At 58.9% G+C, this 17,996-nt stretch carries 18 protein-coding genes and 1 pseudogene; 8 read left to right on the top strand and 11 right to left on the bottom strand.

All coding sequences use genetic code 11. From position 1 onward, the window contains the following. Positions 1-6 precede the first annotated feature (6 nt). Positions 7-744 (bottom strand): substrate-binding periplasmic protein, encoded by a 738-nt coding sequence (locus tag AC07NR_RS12580; protein WP_134828363.1) that lies wholly within the window; start codon positions 742-744, stop codon positions 7-9. Positions 745-1,000: 256 nt separating this feature from the next. Between AC07NR_RS12580 and AC07NR_RS12575 the strand changes: the two genes are divergently transcribed. Beyond that, on the top strand, positions 1,001-1,453 hold the full coding sequence (locus AC07NR_RS12575; protein ID WP_011336314.1) for a GNAT family N-acetyltransferase: 453 nt from the start codon (positions 1,001-1,003) through the stop codon (positions 1,451-1,453). Positions 1,454-1,494: 41 nt separating this feature from the next. Here the strand turns inward: AC07NR_RS12575 and AC07NR_RS12570 are convergent, their stop codons facing one another. Genes AC07NR_RS12570 through AC07NR_RS12560 form a run of 3 tightly spaced genes read right to left on the bottom strand, consistent with a single transcriptional unit; the run spans position 1,495 to position 4,471 of the window. Next, the gene (locus AC07NR_RS12570) at positions 1,495-1,791 is read right to left on the bottom strand and encodes a winged helix-turn-helix domain-containing protein (RefSeq protein ID WP_085580718.1); all 297 of its coding nucleotides are present in this window, start codon (positions 1,789-1,791) and stop codon (positions 1,495-1,497) included. Positions 1,792-1,815: 24 nt separating this feature from the next. Next, entirely contained in the window at positions 1,816-2,307 is a 492-nt protein-coding gene (locus AC07NR_RS12565) for a M48 metallopeptidase family protein (protein WP_262196390.1), read from the bottom strand. A gap of 40 nt (positions 2,308-2,347) precedes the next feature. Then, complete coding sequence (locus AC07NR_RS12560) at positions 2,348-4,471, bottom strand: putative bifunctional diguanylate cyclase/phosphodiesterase (protein WP_134828364.1); 2,124 nt, start codon at positions 4,469-4,471, stop codon at positions 2,348-2,350. 333 nt (positions 4,472-4,804) lie between these two features. On the opposite strand from AC07NR_RS12560, the gene AC07NR_RS12555 reads away from it, so the two are divergent. The 3 genes from AC07NR_RS12555 to AC07NR_RS12545 all read left to right on the top strand — a co-directional run bounded on the left by AC07NR_RS12555 (position 4,805) and on the right by AC07NR_RS12545 (position 7,013). Beyond that, a complete protein-coding gene (locus tag AC07NR_RS12555; RefSeq protein WP_114886022.1) occupies positions 4,805-5,473 on the top strand; it encodes a polysaccharide lyase family 7 protein in 669 nt (222 codons plus the stop codon). Between the two features lie 365 nt (positions 5,474-5,838). Next, the gene (locus tag AC07NR_RS12550) at positions 5,839-6,201 is read left to right on the top strand and encodes a DUF6124 family protein (RefSeq protein WP_495078665.1); all 363 of its coding nucleotides are present in this window, start codon (positions 5,839-5,841) and stop codon (positions 6,199-6,201) included. A 338-nt stretch (positions 6,202-6,539) separates the two neighbouring features. Further along, positions 6,540-7,013, top strand: coding sequence for a hypothetical protein (locus tag AC07NR_RS12545; RefSeq protein ID WP_495078664.1), 474 nt, complete (start codon positions 6,540-6,542; stop codon positions 7,011-7,013). 236 nt (positions 7,014-7,249) lie between these two features. Here the strand turns inward: AC07NR_RS12545 and AC07NR_RS12540 are convergent. Next, positions 7,250-7,684: pseudogene (locus AC07NR_RS12540) on the bottom strand (class II fructose-bisphosphate aldolase); the annotation flags it as partial. Positions 7,685-7,767: 83 nt separating this feature from the next. On the opposite strand from AC07NR_RS12540, the gene AC07NR_RS12535 reads away from it, so the two are divergent. Next, a complete protein-coding gene (locus tag AC07NR_RS12535) occupies positions 7,768-8,019 on the top strand; it encodes a helix-turn-helix domain-containing protein (RefSeq protein WP_495078663.1) in 252 nt (83 codons plus the stop codon). After that, complete coding sequence (locus tag AC07NR_RS12530) at positions 8,016-9,215, top strand: type II toxin-antitoxin system HipA family toxin (protein ID WP_495078662.1); 1,200 nt, start codon at positions 8,016-8,018, stop codon at positions 9,213-9,215. Before AC07NR_RS12535 ends, AC07NR_RS12530 begins: the two co-directional genes overlap by 4 nt. Positions 9,216-9,296: 81 nt before the next feature. Here AC07NR_RS12530 and fba read toward each other — a convergent pair whose 3' ends face one another. The 6 genes from fba to tkt all read right to left on the bottom strand — a co-directional run bounded on the left by fba (position 9,297) and on the right by tkt (position 15,512). Further along, complete coding sequence (gene fba, locus AC07NR_RS12525; RefSeq protein ID WP_007959708.1) at positions 9,297-10,361, bottom strand: class II fructose-bisphosphate aldolase; 1,065 nt, start codon at positions 10,359-10,361, stop codon at positions 9,297-9,299. 125 nt (positions 10,362-10,486) lie between these two features. Beyond that, positions 10,487-10,819, bottom strand: a complete 333-nt coding sequence (locus AC07NR_RS12520) for an MliC family protein (RefSeq protein ID WP_114886030.1) — start codon at positions 10,817-10,819, stop codon at positions 10,487-10,489. A gap of 57 nt (positions 10,820-10,876) precedes the next feature. Next, the gene (locus tag AC07NR_RS12515) at positions 10,877-11,098 is read right to left on the bottom strand and encodes a hypothetical protein (protein ID WP_085688661.1); all 222 of its coding nucleotides are present in this window, start codon (positions 11,096-11,098) and stop codon (positions 10,877-10,879) included. 34 nt (positions 11,099-11,132) lie between these two features. After that, positions 11,133-12,296: a phosphoglycerate kinase gene (locus AC07NR_RS12510; RefSeq protein WP_495078661.1), complete on the bottom strand. Its 1,164-nt coding sequence runs from the start codon at positions 12,294-12,296 to the stop codon at positions 11,133-11,135. 12 nt (positions 12,297-12,308) lie between these two features. Continuing rightward, positions 12,309-13,361, bottom strand: a complete 1,053-nt coding sequence (gene epd / locus AC07NR_RS12505; protein WP_495078660.1) for an erythrose-4-phosphate dehydrogenase — start codon at positions 13,359-13,361, stop codon at positions 12,309-12,311. Between the two features lie 153 nt (positions 13,362-13,514). After that, a complete protein-coding gene (tkt, locus tag AC07NR_RS12500) occupies positions 13,515-15,512 on the bottom strand; it encodes a transketolase (protein WP_119427571.1) in 1,998 nt (665 codons plus the stop codon). A gap of 271 nt (positions 15,513-15,783) precedes the next feature. Between tkt and AC07NR_RS12495 the strand changes: the two genes are divergently transcribed. Both AC07NR_RS12495 and metK read left to right on the top strand, forming a co-directional pair. Continuing rightward, positions 15,784-16,779, top strand: a complete 996-nt coding sequence (locus AC07NR_RS12495) for an ArsR/SmtB family transcription factor (protein WP_085709116.1) — start codon at positions 15,784-15,786, stop codon at positions 16,777-16,779. Positions 16,780-16,797: 18 nt separating this feature from the next. Further along, complete coding sequence (gene metK / locus AC07NR_RS12490) at positions 16,798-17,988, top strand: methionine adenosyltransferase (protein WP_027610621.1); 1,191 nt, start codon at positions 16,798-16,800, stop codon at positions 17,986-17,988. The last annotated feature ends 8 nt before the right edge of the window (positions 17,989-17,996 follow it).

Below are 17,996 nucleotides of genomic sequence, written 5' to 3'. Positions count from 1 at the left end.
GCCGCTTCACATGCCATGCTGCCTGAGCAACTTGTCATAGCTGCCATCCGCCTTCATGGCCGCAATCGCCTTGTCGAACCCGGCCACGATCTGTTCGTGCTCCGGGTTCTTCAGGCTGACCAGAATGTGCAGGCTGTTTTCGCTCAAGGGTTTGGGCAGGAACTCCACGGCGTTGCGCACTTTCGGTGATTCACGGGCCAGGTAATAGCGGGCGACAAACTCGTCTTCCAGGGTCAGCTTGACCCGGTCCGCCGCCAGCATGCGCACGGCCATGGCGAAGTTATGCACAGGGACTTTCTGCAGCGCGGTATCGGCATCGAACGGCGCCGAATAGGCATAGCCGCGCACCACCGCAATCGGGTAGGTGTGCAGTTCCTGCAAGTTGTTGTATTCGATGGGCGTGTCTTTGCGCTTGAGAAAACGCACGCGGTTGAGCAAGTACTCGTCGGAAAACTGCCCCAGTTTCGTACGCTCGTCGTTGTACCAGGCATTGACCAGCACGTCGTAACGCCCCTCGCCAACCCCGAGCAGCGCCCGCGCCCACGGCACCTGTTCGTAATCGCTGGCATAACCGGCCCGGGCCAGGGCCGTGCTGACGATGTCCGTGGCCAGCCCACCGTTGACCAGTGTGTCATCGGTAAAGGGTGGCCAGACGTCGAAGACCAGACGCAGTTTCTCCGCTGCAGCGCTTTGACCCAGCAACAGCAATCCGATCAAAGCCAACGCTCGATGCAATCGCGGCATGCTTGAAAATCCTTAGCGGGCGGGCCGCCCGGCGTGTTTTCAGTCAAAACCCCAAGGCCCCGTACCGGCGAATCCCAGGCCCTAACATTAGCTCATTGAAGCCGTTGCACAGCGCTTCTCAGCAGATTACACAAAGATGTCGGCGCCGCCAGAAGGGAATGATGGCATTTTGGCCTTTGTCACAGATTTCTCAGCCATACAGACATATTTCGACGTGGCGCTTAGTATCGGGCGACGTAGTTCAAGGAATCGGAAGATGACAATCGAGTGGGTCTGCAAACATCACAGCGATCTGGGACTGGAACAGCTGTACGCCATTTTGAAATTGCGCTCGGAAGTGTTCGTGGTCGAACAGCGCTGCGCCTACCTGGACCCGGACGGGCAGGATCTGGACGGGGACACCTGCCATTTGATGGGCTGGGACGGTGATCAACTGGTGGCGTACCTGCGTCTGCTGGACCCGGAATCCCAGGGCGGCGACGTGGTGATCGGGCGGGTACTGACGGCGCCGGCCGGGCGTGGCAAAGGCCTGGGGCATGAAATGATGGAGCAGGCGCTGAAACAGGCCGAAAAGCGCTGGCCTGAAGTGCCGATCTATCTGTCGGCTCAGGCACATTTGCAGGGGTATTACGGGCGGTACGGGTTTGTGGTGGCGGGTGAGGAATATCTGGAGGATGACATTCCGCATATCGGGATGCGTCGGTCTTGAGACTTCCCTTCGCGGGCGTGCCCGCGAAGGGACTACATCGGTCAGGGATACTCAAGCACAGCCTTGATCTGCCGCAGATTGCGCTCGATCCACCCCCGATCAATCGCCCCCCACTCACGAATCCGATAGCGCCCCGCATGGTTGCGCGCACCCTCTTCCTGTTCGAACTCGCAGACGATATCCAGATCCGCCAGCGCCGCAATAGTGTCCTGCGCCGTGCGCCGGGGCATGCCGGTGGCGTCGGTCAGCGCCGGCACGCTGCTGGCCAGGCCGCTGTCGATCAGGTACGCCACGTACAAGCGCCGGTAGAAACTGCTCTTGGTCTTGCTCACGTCCATGCATGCGCTCCGTTGTTTGATGTCTTATTGCATGTCCCGCCACGTCAGGTACACCCGCAGATCGAACTCGATCTGGTGATAGCCCGGCAGCATGTGCTCACATAATTTATAGAACGCCTTGTTGTGATCCGACTCCTTGAAGTGCGCCAGTTCATGCACGACGATCATCTTCAAAAATTCAGGCGCGGCCTCCTTGAACAGCGAGGCGATGCGAATCTCTTTCTTGGCCTTGAGCTTGCCGCCCTGCACTCGCGACACCGTGGTGTGCAGGCCGAGGGCGCGGTGGGTCAGGTCGAGGCGGTTGTCGAACAAGACCTTGTCGATGGCCGGGGCGTTGCGCAGGTATTCCTGTTTCAGGTCCAGCGCGTAGCCGTACAACGCCTTGTCGCTCTGCACATCGTGGCGGCCCGGATAGCGTTGGCTCAGGTAATCACCAAGGCGGTTGTCGGCGATCAATTGGCGCACCTGATCCTGCAATTGCGCGGGATAGGCCTGGAGGTATTTCAACGCGGTCATGGGCGGCACGGGTCATGAAAAGGCCGCCAGTGTAGCGAATTCAACCGGCCAACGCGCTCCAGTCGAAGGGCTCGGCAAAGCGCGTGGCGTCCTCGGCGACCAACGGCCGCGCCACCAGGAAGCCTTGCACGTACTCGCAACCATGAGCTTGCAGCCATTGATATTGCTCGACGGTTTCCACGCCTTCGGCAATCACCAGCAACCCGTATTCCTTGCACAGCTCGATGACCGTGCGCACCAGCGAGGCGTCCCGGGACGAGTCCGGCAATCGGGCGATCAGGTGGCGATCGAGCTTGAGGGTGTCCAGCTCCAGATCCCGCAGATGCGACAGCGAGCAGGACCCGGAGCCGAAATCGTCCAGCGCTACCCGCACCCCGAGATTGCGCAGCAGCTTCAGCTGTTTGCGGGTCTCGTCCGGGTTGATCGTCAGCGCCTCCTCGGTCACTTCCACTTCCATCTGATGCGGCTGCAAGCCATGGCGCTCCAGCACCTGGCGCAACTCGGTCACCAGATTCGGTAAACCAAACTGGGTATTGCTCAGGCTCACCCCAAGCACCAGATCCCTGGAAAACTCGGACTCCCAGGCCTTACGCTGCCCGGCGCTGCGGTGATAAATCCAGCTGCCGAGCCGACTGATCAGCGTCGCCTCTTCCAGCAACGGCAGGAACAGCCCCGGCGGCACGTCGCCGACACTCGGATGCTGCCAGCGCAGCAACGCCTCGAAACCACGAATCCGGCCGTCACCAATTGCCACTTGCGGCTGATACACCAGATTGAAATCGCGATTCTCGATGGCATTGCGCACGCTCTCTTCCAGCATCAGTCTCGAGCGTGCGCGGCCATTCATTTCATGATCGTAGAAGCGATATTGCTGACGCCCGGCGCGCTTGGCTTCGTACATGGCGATGTCCGAAGCACGCATCAGACCGTCGAGGTTGTTGCCGCAATCCGGGTACGTGGCGATGCCAATACTGGCGCCCAGAGCAATGTCCATGCCTTCGATCTGCTGACAGATCGACACCCGTTCGATGAGCTTCTCGGCGATCTTCGCCGCTTGTTCGGGGAATTCCAGATCCAGCAACGCGGTGAACTCATCGCCGCCCATCCGCGCCAGAATGTCGAACGGCCGCAGGCAGGCCTTCAGTTGTTCAGAGACCCAGCGCAACACCCGGTCGCCGGCGTCGTGGCCGAGAGAATCGTTGACCCGTTTGAAGCCGTCGAGATCGAGGTACATCAGCACCCAACTGCTGTCACTGCGTTCACCGCGCAACAGGAGGTTTTCCACCGTCTGGTAGAAGCCGCGACGATTGAGCAGCCCGGTTAACGGATCGGTGACAGCCTGAAATTCCAGCTGCTGATGCAGATGCCGCACCACCGACATGTCCAGCACCGTCACCACCATCGCGTGCTGTTCACTCGGCAACGGCGCGCAGGATAGCGCCACAGGCACTTGCTGGCCCGGCGCAGTTCGCAGTAACGCGTCGTGTAGACGCAACGTCTCGCCACGTTTGTAACTGGCATAAAACTCGGAATCGGCCCACAGCGGAATGTGCGGTTTCTGCAGGAAATCGAGAAACTCCTGCCCTTCCAGTTCCTTCACCGGCGCGTTGAGCAACCGCGAAATCGCCGGGTTGGCGAAACGGATCAAGCCATCCTCGGCCAATACCAGAATGCCTTCGGCGGCGTTATCCAGCACCGATGCATTGAAGGCCCGCGCCGATTCCAGATCCTGACTCAGGCGCTGCAACGCCCGGCGATTGCGCTGATGCTCCAGCAACGCCTGGACCTTGGGCTTGAGAATCTGCGGGTCGAAAGGTTTGAACAGGTAATCCACCGCACCACTGGCGTAACCCTTGATCACGGCGTCCTGGGATTGCTCATTGGCGGTCAGGAAAATGATGGGGGTGAGCCGCGTTCGCTGGCTGCCGCGCATCAGGCGTGCGACTTCAAAACCGTCCATGCCCGGCATCTGCACATCCAGCAGCACCAGATCGATGTCGTGTTCAAGCAACAGGCTGAGGGCTTCGAAACCGGAAGCCGCGGTCATGACCTGCCAGTCCTGGCGCTGCAGCAACGCGCGCATGCTGATCAGATTTTCAGGGTAATCATCAACGATCAAAAGGACGGAGCTGCCTTCACCTGGCTGGGTTTGCGCGCATTCCATGCTGCTTCTCTTGTCGGGACATCCAATCGGGACGCGGCCGGTTTCTCGTGAAAACCGTACTGTTACTGAGCCTTCACTCTAGTCCTGGATCCGAAAAAGCAGTAGCTGTCATCAGGCCATCATTTAACCAAACCGGTAAGTAGCCGACTAACGGTCATCGCTGCAGCCCCCGAAAACCGGGAAACATGGCATTTCGACAGGATGTTGGCGCCAATCATCCGCCAGACGGCCGTTAACAAAAAATCCCTCTACGCTTATAAAGGCCGCCCCCAAGAGGCGCGGGCTAGAGCTTCTGGCACGCGCGTGCAGCAGAAACAGAGTGGAAGAACCGACATGATCGACCTCGCAACCTGGAACCTCAGCGTTCCCGTTGGCAGCCCGCCCCACACCGTCGAAACCTCCAGACTGGTGAACGGCTTCAAGGATCAGTACTTCCATTCCGACACCGGCACCCTGTTTTTCTGGTCCCCGGTGACCGGCTCGAAAACCGAAAACGCCATCTACCCGCGCACCGAACTGCGCGAAACCTACAGCAACGGCACCCTGCGCAACTGGTACTACCCGGACGCCGACAACCTGCTGCGCGCGACCCTCTCGGTCAACAAGGTGCCCAGCTCCGGCAAGATCGTCATCGGCCAGATCCACGCCTATGAAAGCCAGAAGCCGCTGGTGAAACTCGAGTATCAGTACAAGAGCAAACTAGACTCCGGCAACCTGGTGATCAAAGTGCGCATGCACCCGGATGATGACGAAGGCCGGGTGATTACCCTGGCGACCGGGATCAAACTGGATCGCGAATTCAATTACCTGATTCACCTCAGCCCCGGTGGTGCACTGGGTATCAGCGCGGCCGGGTATCAGTGGGACTCGCAGATCAGCGCGACATGGCGCAACAAGCCGCTGTACTTCAAGGCCGGTGTGTATGTGCAGGACAACACCGGGTACACCAGCGAGGGTGGGCAGGTGACATTCAGCAAGCTGGATATTGATCACGATAAATAGCAGCCGCGTGACCGTTTAAGGCTGCTGTTTAAAGACGGTTCGCGTTACGTCCTGAAGCCTACAACGGCTTGCGTCGCTGCCTACCGGTACGCCAGAATCCGCCGGCTTGTACGCCTTGAGGGCCGTCGGTAACTTGATTCGGGTCACTGATTCGCAGTGATCGGGTTTAGTAGCCTGTGGTTTCAAGCTTGGTGCACAAGCATCTGTCAGTCAGGTATTTCAATACCTGCACTCGATGGCGACTGTGCGCAGGGCACCTTCGGGTGCGCCGGCTTGCTCGAAACCCCGGTCTACTAACCTGCGTACAGTTGCCTCCACTTTGATTAGTAGCCAGAGCGGAAGCACTCCAATCAGGTTTCGAGCAAATGACTAAATCAACGCCTCATCCGCCAGAAACAGATCTGGCCTCCCCCTACGATTCCCTCGACCCCAAAAAACTCAACGAAGCCGCCGAACGCGCCCTCGACCACTACCTCTGCCCCGGCGCCCGCATCATGGCCACGGTCAACGAACCCGACCGCATGTACTTCGCCAACCCCGCCTGCAACACCGAATCCCTGTTGGCCAACGCCAGCGAAACCCTCGGCTCCGCCAGCGAAATGCTCAACAACTTCGCCGCGATACTCCCGACATCCCACCGCAAGACCGCGCTGGGTATTGCACAAGTGGTGATGCTTGGGGAATTGGCGGTGAATCAGGCGCTGGATCACGTCGAGCCAAAAACTTAATAAGCAAGTGGCTTAGGCAGCTCATCTACTACAGAACCCGCCATTGGCGGGTTCTCTTCACGCAGCACCGAAAACCTGCCAACAAATAAATCCGTCACCTTTCTTACTGGTCACCTTTCTTACTTCAGCCACCTATTTAATTTTATAAAAAGCAACCTAATCTGCGCCATACGCCTACTTCGAATTAATACATCACTCATCGCAAAAACATATAAGCACCTGTCAACTCTGACAGGTGACTAAATGCATACGGGGATCTAACTTCACCTACGGAACATTCAAAAAATTGGCAAAACAATAAACCGATAATTTTTTCGAATAAACACAGGAGAATTAAAATGGAAAGCAAGGTTTACGCAAACCAGGACTGGCAATACATCGGCCGGATTCCCTCGGCAGGACGCCTATTTGCTGACGGCATGTGGTGCTTCAATGTTAACGAACGCACGGCCCGTTCCTGCAACAGTAACGGTCAGGGTAATACCGGGAACTACTACATCATCAAAGTCGAAGGCGACATGAGTTTCCCCTACTTCGGCCACCATGCCAAATGCGGCCAGGCGCTGATCCGTGTTGGTGATAACGGCAGCGTGGAATCACTGGAATACAACAGTTATTTCCAGGGCGGTGAAGATCTGTGGATGCGAATCAACGATAGCGGGACCGCAGACAATGATGGAGCACTGGACCTGAGATTCGTGTCCAAAGCTGAGTCGGATGCCAACGGTCAGCGAATGGAGCCGAAAAACTCGTACGGCGACCCACTCGGCACTCAGTACGACGCGAACGGCATCAAGCTCTCCGGACAATAAAAGGGGACGCAATAAAAGGGGACGGATTTATTTAACCGCCAACCTCACACTAAAACTGCTACAAGCTGCGCAGACCATGAAAAAGTCACCCATATCGGACTTCGGCCCAGCAAATCCAGATTTTGTCCGTTACAGGTGACATTTCACCCAATAGAAATATGAGCTCGCCATGAAAATTCAGGCAAAAAAAACCCGCCTCACGGCGGGTTTCTTTCAAATCAGCTCAACACCCAGTCTCAATTGACCTTGGCGTTCAACTCACCCTTCAGATAACGCTGATACATGCTTTCCAGCGAGATCGGCTTGATCTTCGAAGCGTTGCCAGCGGTACCGAAAGCTTCGTAACGAGCGATACATACGTCGCGCATCGCCTTCACGGTTTCGCCGAAGAATTTACGCGGGTCGAATTCGCTCGGGTTGGTGGCCATCAGGCGACGCATGGCGCCGGTGGATGCCAGACGCAGGTCGGTGTCGATGTTGACCTTGCGCACGCCGTGCTTGATGCCTTCGACGATTTCTTCAACCGGTACGCCGTAGGTTTCTTTGATGTCGCCGCCGTACTGGTTAATGATCGCCCGCCACTCTTGCGGCACCGACGAGGAACCGTGCATCACCAGGTGGGTGTTCGGGATGCGTTTGTGGATTTCCTTTATGCGGTCGTTACCACACGTCTGCATTAGGCCCACGAAACAACACCATCACTTGAATGTTGTGTTAACGTAACATTTATATATTTATGTTCCGGTAACAGCACATGGATTATTTTTTGTTGATCGCTCGCCTTGGCGACCAGTTGCGCAAAAAACGCATCGGACGAGGCCTCACCCAAGCGCAGCTTGCCGACCTCGCAGGGCTGACACGATACAAGGTCATCGCCGTAGAAAAAGGCACCCTTTCTGTCGGCATGATCGCCTATGCGCGCGTCCTTGGTGCTCTGGATTGCGAACTCGCTGTCGTTCCTGCCGCCATGCCGACCCTTGAAGAACTTGGGGACTTATTCGAATGAAAATGACCTCTCTCAAAGTCAGCACACCTGAGGGGCATAGCGGCAGGCTTTTCAGCGACAAAGAGGACTTCACATTCCGTTATCACGAAGACGCATCGCCAGAAATGGCGATCAGCCTGTCGATGCCGGTACGTCTTGACGAGTTTCGCCGGCGCGAGCTCCATCCTGTTTTTCAGATGAACCTGCCGGAAGGCTACGTGCTGGAGCAACTGCGCAATCGCTTGGCCAAGACTGTGAATGTCGACCCGATGCTGTTATTGGCGCTTTCCGGCAGCACTTCGCCCATCGGCAGGGTTCAAGTGCGCTCTGAAACGGTTGATGCCTTGCTGGAAGAGCAACAATTTCCAGGGGAGAAACTTGAGGAGATTCTGACATGGGACGGCACGGAAGATATTTTCGCCGACCTGATGGATCGCTACATCCTGCGAGCGGGCATTTCGGGCGTTCAGCCAAAATTGCTGGTTCCGGAACAACAAGAATCCGCGTTACCCCGCGTGACCTCGAAAACCTCGGACTTGATTATCAAAAGTGGTCGAGACGAATTTCCCGGTCTGGCAATCAACGAATTCCTTTGTATGTCCATGGCGAAAGAAGCGGGTATTCCCGTTCCGCCGTTCTACCTTTCCGACAATGCCAAACTTTTTGTCATGCGCCGCTTCGACCGCGACGATCAGCTCAACCCGATCGGTTTTGAAGACATGGCGGTGTTGATGGGGCTGTCGGCCAGCCAGAAGTACAGCAAAAGCTATGCGGCAATTGCCAAGGCCATCCGCCTTTACTGCCCGACCAAGCACTTACGCGCGTCCCTTGATCAACTCTTCGATAACGTTGCCCTCAGTTGCATTGTCGGGAATGGTGACGCTCATTTGAAAAACTTCGGCTTGCTCTACTCCGAACCGACGCAACGCGACGCGCGCCTGGCGCCGGCTTACGACATCGTCAACACCACGGCTTATATTCCGGAGGATGTACTGGCTCTGGATCTGGCGGGCAACAAATCGATGTTTGCCTCGCGACAGGGTTTGCTGGAGTTTGCCCACACTTGTGAGATCGAGCGGCCTCGGGAGCGAATTCAGCGATTGCTTGCCTCGGTTGAAGCCGTGCTTGCGCGCTATCCCCAGTATCGGGAACAGGCGCCTCATGTGGTCAGTGCCATTGAGCAGGCAGCAGCGCCGTTTGCTCTGACTTTCGGATAGCTTCATGGCCCGAGAATATCGTCGCCCATAAAAAATCCGCCTCACGGCGGATTTTTTATTCAATCAGCTCAACACCCAGTCTCAATTGACCTTGGCGTTCAACTCACCCTTCAGATAACGCTGATACATGCTTTCCAGCGAGATCGGCTTGATCTTCGAAGCGTTGCCGGCAGTACCGAAAGCTTCGTAACGAGCGATACATACATCGCGCATTGCCTTCACGGTTTCGCCGAAGAATTTACGCGGGTCGAATTCGCTCGGGTTGGTGGCCATCAGGCGACGCATGGCGCCGGTGGATGCCAGACGCAGGTCGGTGTCGATGTTGACCTTGCGCACGCCGTGCTTGATGCCTTCGACGATTTCTTCAACCGGTACGCCGTAGGTTTCTTTGATGTCGCCGCCGTACTGGTTGATGATCGCCAGCCACTCTTGTGGAACCGACGAGGAACCGTGCATCACCAGGTGGGTGTTCGGAATGCGTTTGTGGATTTCCTTGATGCGGTCGATGGCCAGTACGTCGCCGGTAGGTGGCTTGGTGAACTTGTAGGCGCCGTGGCTGGTGCCGATGGCGATGGCCAGGGCGTCGACCTGAGTCTTCTTGACGAAGTCAGCGGCTTCTTCCGGGTCGGTCAGCATCTGGCTGTGGTCCAGAACGCCTTCGGCGCCGATGCCGTCTTCTTCACCGGCCATGCCGGTTTCCAGGGAGCCCAGGCAGCCCAGCTCGCCTTCAACCGAAACGCCGCAGGCGTGAGCCATGGCGACGGTTTGTTGGGTTACGCGGACGTTGTATTCGTAGTCGGTCGGGGTCTTGCCGTCTTCACCGAGGGAGCCGTCCATCATTACCGAGCTGAAGCCCAGCTGGATCGAGCGCTGGCAGACGTCAGGGCTGGTGCCGTGGTCCTGGTGCATGCACACCGGGATGTGCGGGAATTCTTCGATCGCGGCCAGGATCAGGTGACGCAGGAACGGCGCGCCGGCGTATTTGCGAGCGCCGGCCGAAGCCTGGACGATCACCGGGGAGTCAGTCTTGTCAGCGGCTTCCATGATGGCGCGCATCTGCTCAAGGTTGTTGACGTTGAAGGCTGGAACGCCGTAGCCGAACTCGGCTGCGTGGTCCAGCATCTGGCGCATGCTGATAAGTGCCATTGTGTGTGTCTCTCCCGGTTTGGGTCGTTAATCGTGCCAGCCTGCCGGAGCGGCGGCGGCTATTCAAGTGATTGCAGATCGGGGGTTAAGGCCCGGCCTGGTGATTCGATAAAGCAGATTCTGTTTTATTCGGCTTTGCAGCCCCGGCCGATCAGATCATTGGTAGCGACCCAGTAGACCAGGCCTTCATTACCTTTGATGTGAAACGCCAGCATGTCGTCGCTGTACAGCGCGCCCGAGGCGCCCGGCTCTTCTTTCAGGCGATAGACCTGATCGCCGCCGCCCAGTCGCACATCGACTGCCTTCTGGCCGGCATCGGTGTAGCGCCACAGCACCTTGGCCTGGCTGTCGCAGGTCCAGGTGGTCCAGTTATCCACAGGGGCGGACGACTGGAACGGGTTCCACTGCGCACAACCACCCAACAATCCCAGTGCCGCAACGGCGATCAAGCCTTTCATCCGTGTTCCTCGACCGGCAGCGCACACCGCCGGCCCTGAGTTAAAGAGTCAGACCGGTCAAGGGCAACCATGTTCCTTGGCCGGGGTTTGCGTCTCGTATTTGTCCAGGCCTTCCGGCCCCGAGCGCTTGTTCAGCACCGGGTTGGTTTCGGCCTGCCAGTCGGCCTGATAGCAGCCCTTCTGTGCCTCGCCGGGTGCCGGCTCCGGCGCAGCCTTCGGGTTACTCCCGCAGGCCGCCAATGTACCGGTCAGCAACAACAGCGCTAACGACTTGACCATCTGAACACTCCTTTGCCTGGCCAAACGGGCGGCCTCAGGCCTTGGCCCGGCTTTCCAGGACTTCAACGGCCGGCAGCACCTTGCCTTCGACGAATTCGAGGAACGCGCCACCGCCGGTGGAAATGTAGGAGATCTTTTCCGCCACGCCATATTTATCGATGGCCGCCAGGGTATCGCCACCGCCGGCAATCGAGAACGCCGCGCTTTCGGCGATGGCTTCGGCCAGCACTTTGGTGCCGTTGCCGAACTGGTCGAATTCGAACACGCCGACCGGACCGTTCCACAGGATGGTTTTCGACGACTTCAGCAGTTCAGCGAAGTTGGCAGCGGTTTGCGGGCCGATGTCCAGAATCATGTCGTCGGCAGCGACGTCAGCGATCAGCTTCACGGTCGCTTCGGCGCTTTCAGCGAATTCCTTGGCAACTACAACGTCGACCGGCAGCGGCACGCTGACCTTGGCGGCGATGGCGCGCGCGGTGTCCAGCAGGTCCGGCTCGTACAGCGACTTGCCGACCGGGTGACCGGCAGCGGCGAGGAAGGTGTTGGCGATGCCGCCGCCGACGATCAGTTGATCGCAGATCTGGCTCAGGCTGTTCAGCACGTCGAGTTTGGTCGAGACCTTGGAACCGGCAACGATGGCCGCCATCGGCTTGGCCGGGGCGCCCAGGGCTTTACCCAGTGCGTCGAGTTCAGCGGCCAGCAGCGGGCCGGCGGCAGCGATTTTGGCGAACTTGGCTACGCCGTGGGTCGAACCTTCGGCGCGGTGAGCAGTACCGAAAGCATCCATCACGAACACGTCGCACAGGGCGGCGTATTGCTGGGCCAGCTCGTCGGCGTTCTTTTTTTCGCCCTTGTTGAAGCGCACGTTTTCGAACAGCACGATGTCGCCGGCCTTGACGTCAACGCCGCCCAGGTAATCGGCCACCAGCGGCACTTCGCGGCCCAGGGCCTTGCTCAGGTAATCAGCGACAGGCTTGAGGCTGTTCTCGGCGGAGAACTCGCCTTCGGTCGGACGACCCAGGTGCGAGCAGACCATCACGGCCGCGCCTTTTTCCAGGGCCAGCTTGATGGTCGGCAGCGAAGCCAGGATACGCGCATCGCTGGTGACAACACCGTCCTTGACTGGGACGTTGAGGTCTTCGCGGATCAATACGCGCTTACCTTGCAGATCGAGGTCGGACATCTTCAACACGGTCATGGGTCGCACTTCCTACGGTTTTTTTGAAGTCGCTGTCTGCAGATAGTGTTCTGCAACATCCAGCATTCGGTTGGCAAAACCCCATTCGTTGTCGAACCAGGCCAGGATGTTCACCAGCCGTGGGCCGGAAACGCGGGTCTGACTGGCATCGACGATGGCCGAATGTGGGTCATGGTTGAAATCACAACTTGCGTGAGGCAATTCGGTGTAGGCCAACAGACCTTTGAGCGGGCCGCTGGTGGCGGCGTCGCGCAGGATCCGGTTGACCTCGCCGGCGTCGGTGTCGCTCGCGGTCTGCATCGTGATGTCGAGGCAGGACACGTTGACCGTCGGCACGCGTACGGCTTTGGCCTGGATTCGCCCGGCAAGTTCCGGCAGCAGGCGTTCGATACCGCGCGCCAGACCGGTGGACACCGGGATCACCGACTGGAACGCCGAACGGGTGCGGCGCAGGTCTTCGTGGTGATAGGCGTCGATCACCGGCTGATCGTTCATCGCCGAGTGGATCGTGGTGATCGACACGAATTCCAGGCCGATCGCCTTGTCCAGCAGGCGCAACAGCGGCACGCCGCAGTTGGTGGTACAGGAGGCGTTGGACACCAGCAATTCATCGCCGGTCAGGCAATCCTGATTGACGCCGTAGACGATGGTGGCGTCGACATCCGCCTCGCTGGCCATCGGCTGCGAAAACAGCACCCGCGGCGCGCCGGCATCGAGGAAACGCTGGCCGTCTTCACGGGTGTGGTAGGCGCCGGAGCATTCGAGCACGAGATCGACGCCCAGGGACGCCCAATCGATGCCTTCGGGGGTGGAACTGCGCAGAACCTTCACGCAGTTGCCATTGATATGCAGACAATCGCCGTCGACCTTCACTTCGCCCGGGAACCGGCCGTGGGTGGAGTCGAAGCGTGTCAGGTATTCGATGCTGGCCATGTCAGCCAGATCGTTGATCGCGACAATTTCAAACCCGGCCTTATCGCCTCGCTCGAACAACGCACGCAAGACGCAACGACCAATCCGGCCGTAGCCGTTGAGTGCAACTTTGTAGGGACGCGGTTGAGGCATGGGGTTCTCGATTACCGTGCAGATTCAGTTACAGCATTGCCTGAACCTCCGCTTTCGCGAGCAAGCCCGCTCCCACAGGGGAATGCATTCCAATGTGGGAGCGGGCTTGCCCACGAAGACGTCAGTTCAGACGACATCCTTTCTGGATCAGTCTCAGTCTTCCAGCAGCTCTTCAGCCTGACCCAGGATGTTTTCCAGGGTGAAGCCGAACTCTTCGAACAGTGCCGAAGCCGGAGCCGATTCGCCGTAGGTGGTCATGCCGATCACACGACCTTCCAGACCTACATACTTGAACCAGAAGTCGGCGTGGGCCGCTTCGATCGCGATACGCGCGCCGACCTGCAAAGGCAGGACCGATTGCTTGTAGCTGGCGTCCTGAGCGTCGAACGCGCTGGTGCATGGCATGGAAACCACACGTACCTTGCGGCCCTGCTCGGTCAGTTTGTCGTAGGCCTGAACGGCCAGGCCGACTTCCGAACCGGTAGCGATCAGGATCAGCTCTGGCTCGCCTGCGCAGTCCTTCAGCACGTAGCCACCACGGCTGATGTCGGCGATCTGGCCGGCATCACGGGTTTGGTGCTGCAGGTTCTGACGGGAGAAGATCAGAGCGGACGGACCGTCCTTGCGCTCCAGAGCGTTTTTCCAGGCCACTGCCGATTCAACGGCATCGGCTGGACGCCAGGTGTCGAGGTTCGGCGTGCTGCGCAGGCTGGTCAGTTGCTCGATCGGCTGGTGAGTCGGGCCGTCTTCGCCCAGACCGATGGAGTCGTGGGTGTAGACATGGATCACACGCTGCTTCATCAGAGCGGACATGCGCACCGCGTTGCGGGCGTATTCCATGAACATCAGGAAGGTCGCGCCGTAAGGCACCAGACCGCCGTGCAGGGCAACGCCGTTCATGATCGCGGTCATGCCGAATTCGCGCACGCCGTAGTACATGTAGTTGCCGCTGGCGTCTTCGGCGCTGACGCCTTTGCAGCCTTTCCACAGGGTCAGGTTGGAACCGGCCAGGTCAGCCGAACCGCCCAGCACTTCCGGCAGCAGCGGGCCGAACGCGTTCAGGGCGTTCTGGCTGGCTTTACGGCTGGCGATGGTTTCGCCCTTGGCCGCGACTTCAGCGATGTAGGCATCGGCCTTCTCGGAGAAGTCAGCTGGCAGTTCGCCGCTCAGGCGACGGATCAGTTCGTTGGCTTCGGTCGGGAACGCGGCGGAGTAGGCAGCGAAACGCTGGTCCCACTCGGACTCGACGGCGCGGCCCTTTTCCTTGGCATCCCACTCGGCATAGATGTCGGCCGGGATTTCGAACGGACCGTGGTTCCAGTTCAGCGCCTGACGGGTCAGGGCGATTTCCGCGTCACCCAGCGGGGCGCCGTGGCAATCTTCCTTGCCCTGCTTGTTCGGCGAACCGAAACCGATGGTGGTCTTGCAGCAGATCAGGGTCGGCAGCGGGCTCTTGCGAGCGGTCTCGATGGCGGTCTTGATCTCTTCCGGGTCGTGACCGTCGACGTTGCGGATCACCTGCCAGTTGTAGGCTTCGAAACGCTTCGGCGTGTCATCGGTGAACCAGCCTTCGACTTCGCCGTCGATGGAGATGCCGTTGTCATCGTAGAAGGCGATCAGCTTGCCCAGGCCCAGGGTACCGGCCAGGGAAGCGACTTCGTGGGAAATGCCTTCCATCATGCAGCCATCACCCAGGAACACGTAGGTGTGGTGGTCGACGATGTTGTGGCCAGGACGGTTGAACTGCGCGCCCAGTACCTTTTCTGCCAGGGCGAAGCCCACGGCGTTGGCCAGACCCTGACCCAGCGGGCCGGTGGTGGTCTCGACGCCCGGGGTGTAACCGAATTCCGGGTGGCCCGGGGTGCGGCTGTGCAGTTGACGGAACTGTTTCAGGTCGTCGATCGACAGGTCGTAACCGGTCAGGTGCAGCAGCGAGTAGATCAACATCGAGCCGTGGCCGTTGGACAGCACAAAGCGGTCACGGTCGGCGAAGGATGGATTGCTCGGGTTGTGCTTGAGGTAGTCGCGCCAAAGCACTTCGGCAATATCTGCCATACCCATAGGGGCACCGGGATGGCCGCTGTTGGCTTTTTGCACGGCATCCATGCTGAGGGCACGAATGGCGTTGGCACGCTCACGACGGCTAGGCATCGCTGATCTCCTGGGTGTGAATAGATTGAAACGGAAAAAAGGAGGGCATTTTCCCTCACCCGAGCGCCTCGGGGCAATGACAGATAGTCATCCGAAGGCGTTTTTCCAATGGATAACATCGGTTTCGGCTGGTGAAACCTTTCCGCTGTTCGTCTGTAGAGTTAACCGGTCAGTGAGAAGTGCAATAAAAAGTGCCACCCATCGAGCAATATCAAAACTTTTTGATATTGGCCTTGCGGTGTTTTCCGGCCGTCTCTAGACTGCTGGCCCTATGAACTTACGCGTGCCTTCCATTCGCCATGACGATTGCGACGAGCTGGCGGCCCTGTGCAAGGCCGGCGGTGATCCGCTGCGGCTGAATGTATTGCGCGCCCTGGCCAACGATTCGTTCGGCGTACTGGAACTGGCGCAGATTTTCGATATCGGCCAGTCCGGCATGAGCCATCACCTCAAGGTGTTGGCACAAGCCGATCTGGTGGCGACTCGCCGTGAAGGCAACGCGGTTTTCTACCGCCGCGCCCTGCCCCACACCGAGTTGCTGGGCGGCAAATTGCACGCGGCATTGTTAGAAGAAGTCGACAATCTGGCGCTGCCGGCCGACGTGGAAACACGAATCGCACAGGTCCATGGGCAGCGTGCTGCCAACAGCCAGGACTTTTTCGCACGGGTCGCGGAGAAATTCCGCGCCCAGCAGGATTTGATTGCCGGACTGCCGCAGTACCGTGAAAGCGTGCTGGCCCTGCTCGACAAACTGAATTTCAATGGCGCTGCCACGGCCATTGAAGTCGGCCCCGGCGATGGTGCATTCCTGCCGGAACTGGCGCGTCGCTTCGGCACCGTAACCGCACTGGACAACAGCGCGGCGATGCTCGAACTGGCCCGTCAGGTATGTGAACGTGAAAAGCTGACTAACGTCAGCCTGCAATTGGCCGATGCATTGAATGGCGTGAGCCTTCAGGCCGATTGCGTGGTGTTGAACATGGTGTTGCACCATTTCGCCGCGCCGGCCGAAGCGCTCAAGCACATGGCCAGCCTGCTGCAACCGGGCGGTAGCCTGCTCGTGACAGAGTTATGTAGCCACAACCAGAGTTGGGCCAGGGAGGCCTGCGGTGATCTGTGGTTGGGGTTTGAACAGGACGATCTGGCCCGTTGGGCCACCGCTGCGGGACTCGTTCCCGGGGAAAGCCTCTATGTAGGCTTACGTAATGGTTTCCAGATCCAGGTTCGCCATTTTCAGCGACCGGCTGGCGACACTCACCATCGGTAAATTCAGGAAAACATCGAGATGAGCGAATACTCCCTCTTCACCTCCGAGTCCGTGTCTGAAGGACATCCGGACAAAATCGCCGACCAGATTTCCGATGCAGTGCTGGACGCCATCATCGCCCAGGACAAGCACGCACGCGTTGCCGTGGAAACCCTGGTCAAGACTGGCGTGGCCATCGTTGCCGGTGAAGTGACCACCAGCGCCTGGGTCGACCTGGAGCAGATCGTTCGTGACGTGATCTGCGACATCGGCTACACCAGCTCCGAAGTCGGCTTCGACGGCGCCACCTGCGGTGTGATGAACATCATCGGCAAGCAGTCCCCTGACATCAACCAAGGCGTTGACCGTGCCAAGCCTGAAGATCAGGGCGCCGGCGACCAGGGCCTGATGTTCGGCTACGCCAGCAACGAAACCGACGTGCTGATGCCGGCACCGATCACCTTCTCCCACCAGCTGGTTCAGCGCCAGGCCGAAGCCCGTAAATCGGGTCTGCTGCCTTGGCTGCGCCCTGACGCCAAGTCGCAAGTGACCTGCCGTTACGAAGGCGGCAAGGTTGTGGGTATCGACGCTGTTGTTCTGTCGACCCAGCACAACCCTGAAGTGTCGTACAAAGACCTGCGCGAAGGCGTGATGGAGCTGATCGTCAAGCACGTGCTGCCTGCCGAACTGCTGAGCAAGGACACCCAGTTCCACATCAACCCGACCGGCCAGTTCATCATTGGCGGCCCGGTAGGTGACTGCGGTCTGACCGGTCGCAAGATCATCGTCGACAGCTACGGCGGCATGGCCCGTCACGGCGGCGGCGCGTTCTCCGGCAAGGATCCATCGAAGGTTGACCGTTCGGCTGCCTACGCTGGCCGTTACGTTGCCAAGAACATCGTGGCTGCCGGCCTGGCCGAGCGTTGCGAGATCCAGGTTTCCTACGCGATCGGTGTGGCCCAGCCTACTTCGATCTCGCTGAACACCTTCGGCACCGGCAAGATCAGCGATGACAAGATCATCAAACTGGTCCGCGAAGTGTTCGACCTGCGTCCATACGCAATCACCACCATGCTCGACCTGCTGCACCCGATGTACCAGGAAACCGCAGCCTACGGTCACTTCGGCCGTGCTCCGCAGACCAAGACTGTTGGCGAAGACACCTTCTCCACCTTCACCTGGGAAAAAACCGACCGCGCCGACGCTCTGCGTTCTGCTGCCGGCCTGTAATTTTCCTG

Source organism: Pseudomonas sp. GW821-FHT09C09 (assembly GCF_059418105.1).
Note: the sequence above shows the minus strand (reverse complement) of the source record. Positions and strands in the feature narration are given on the sequence as shown.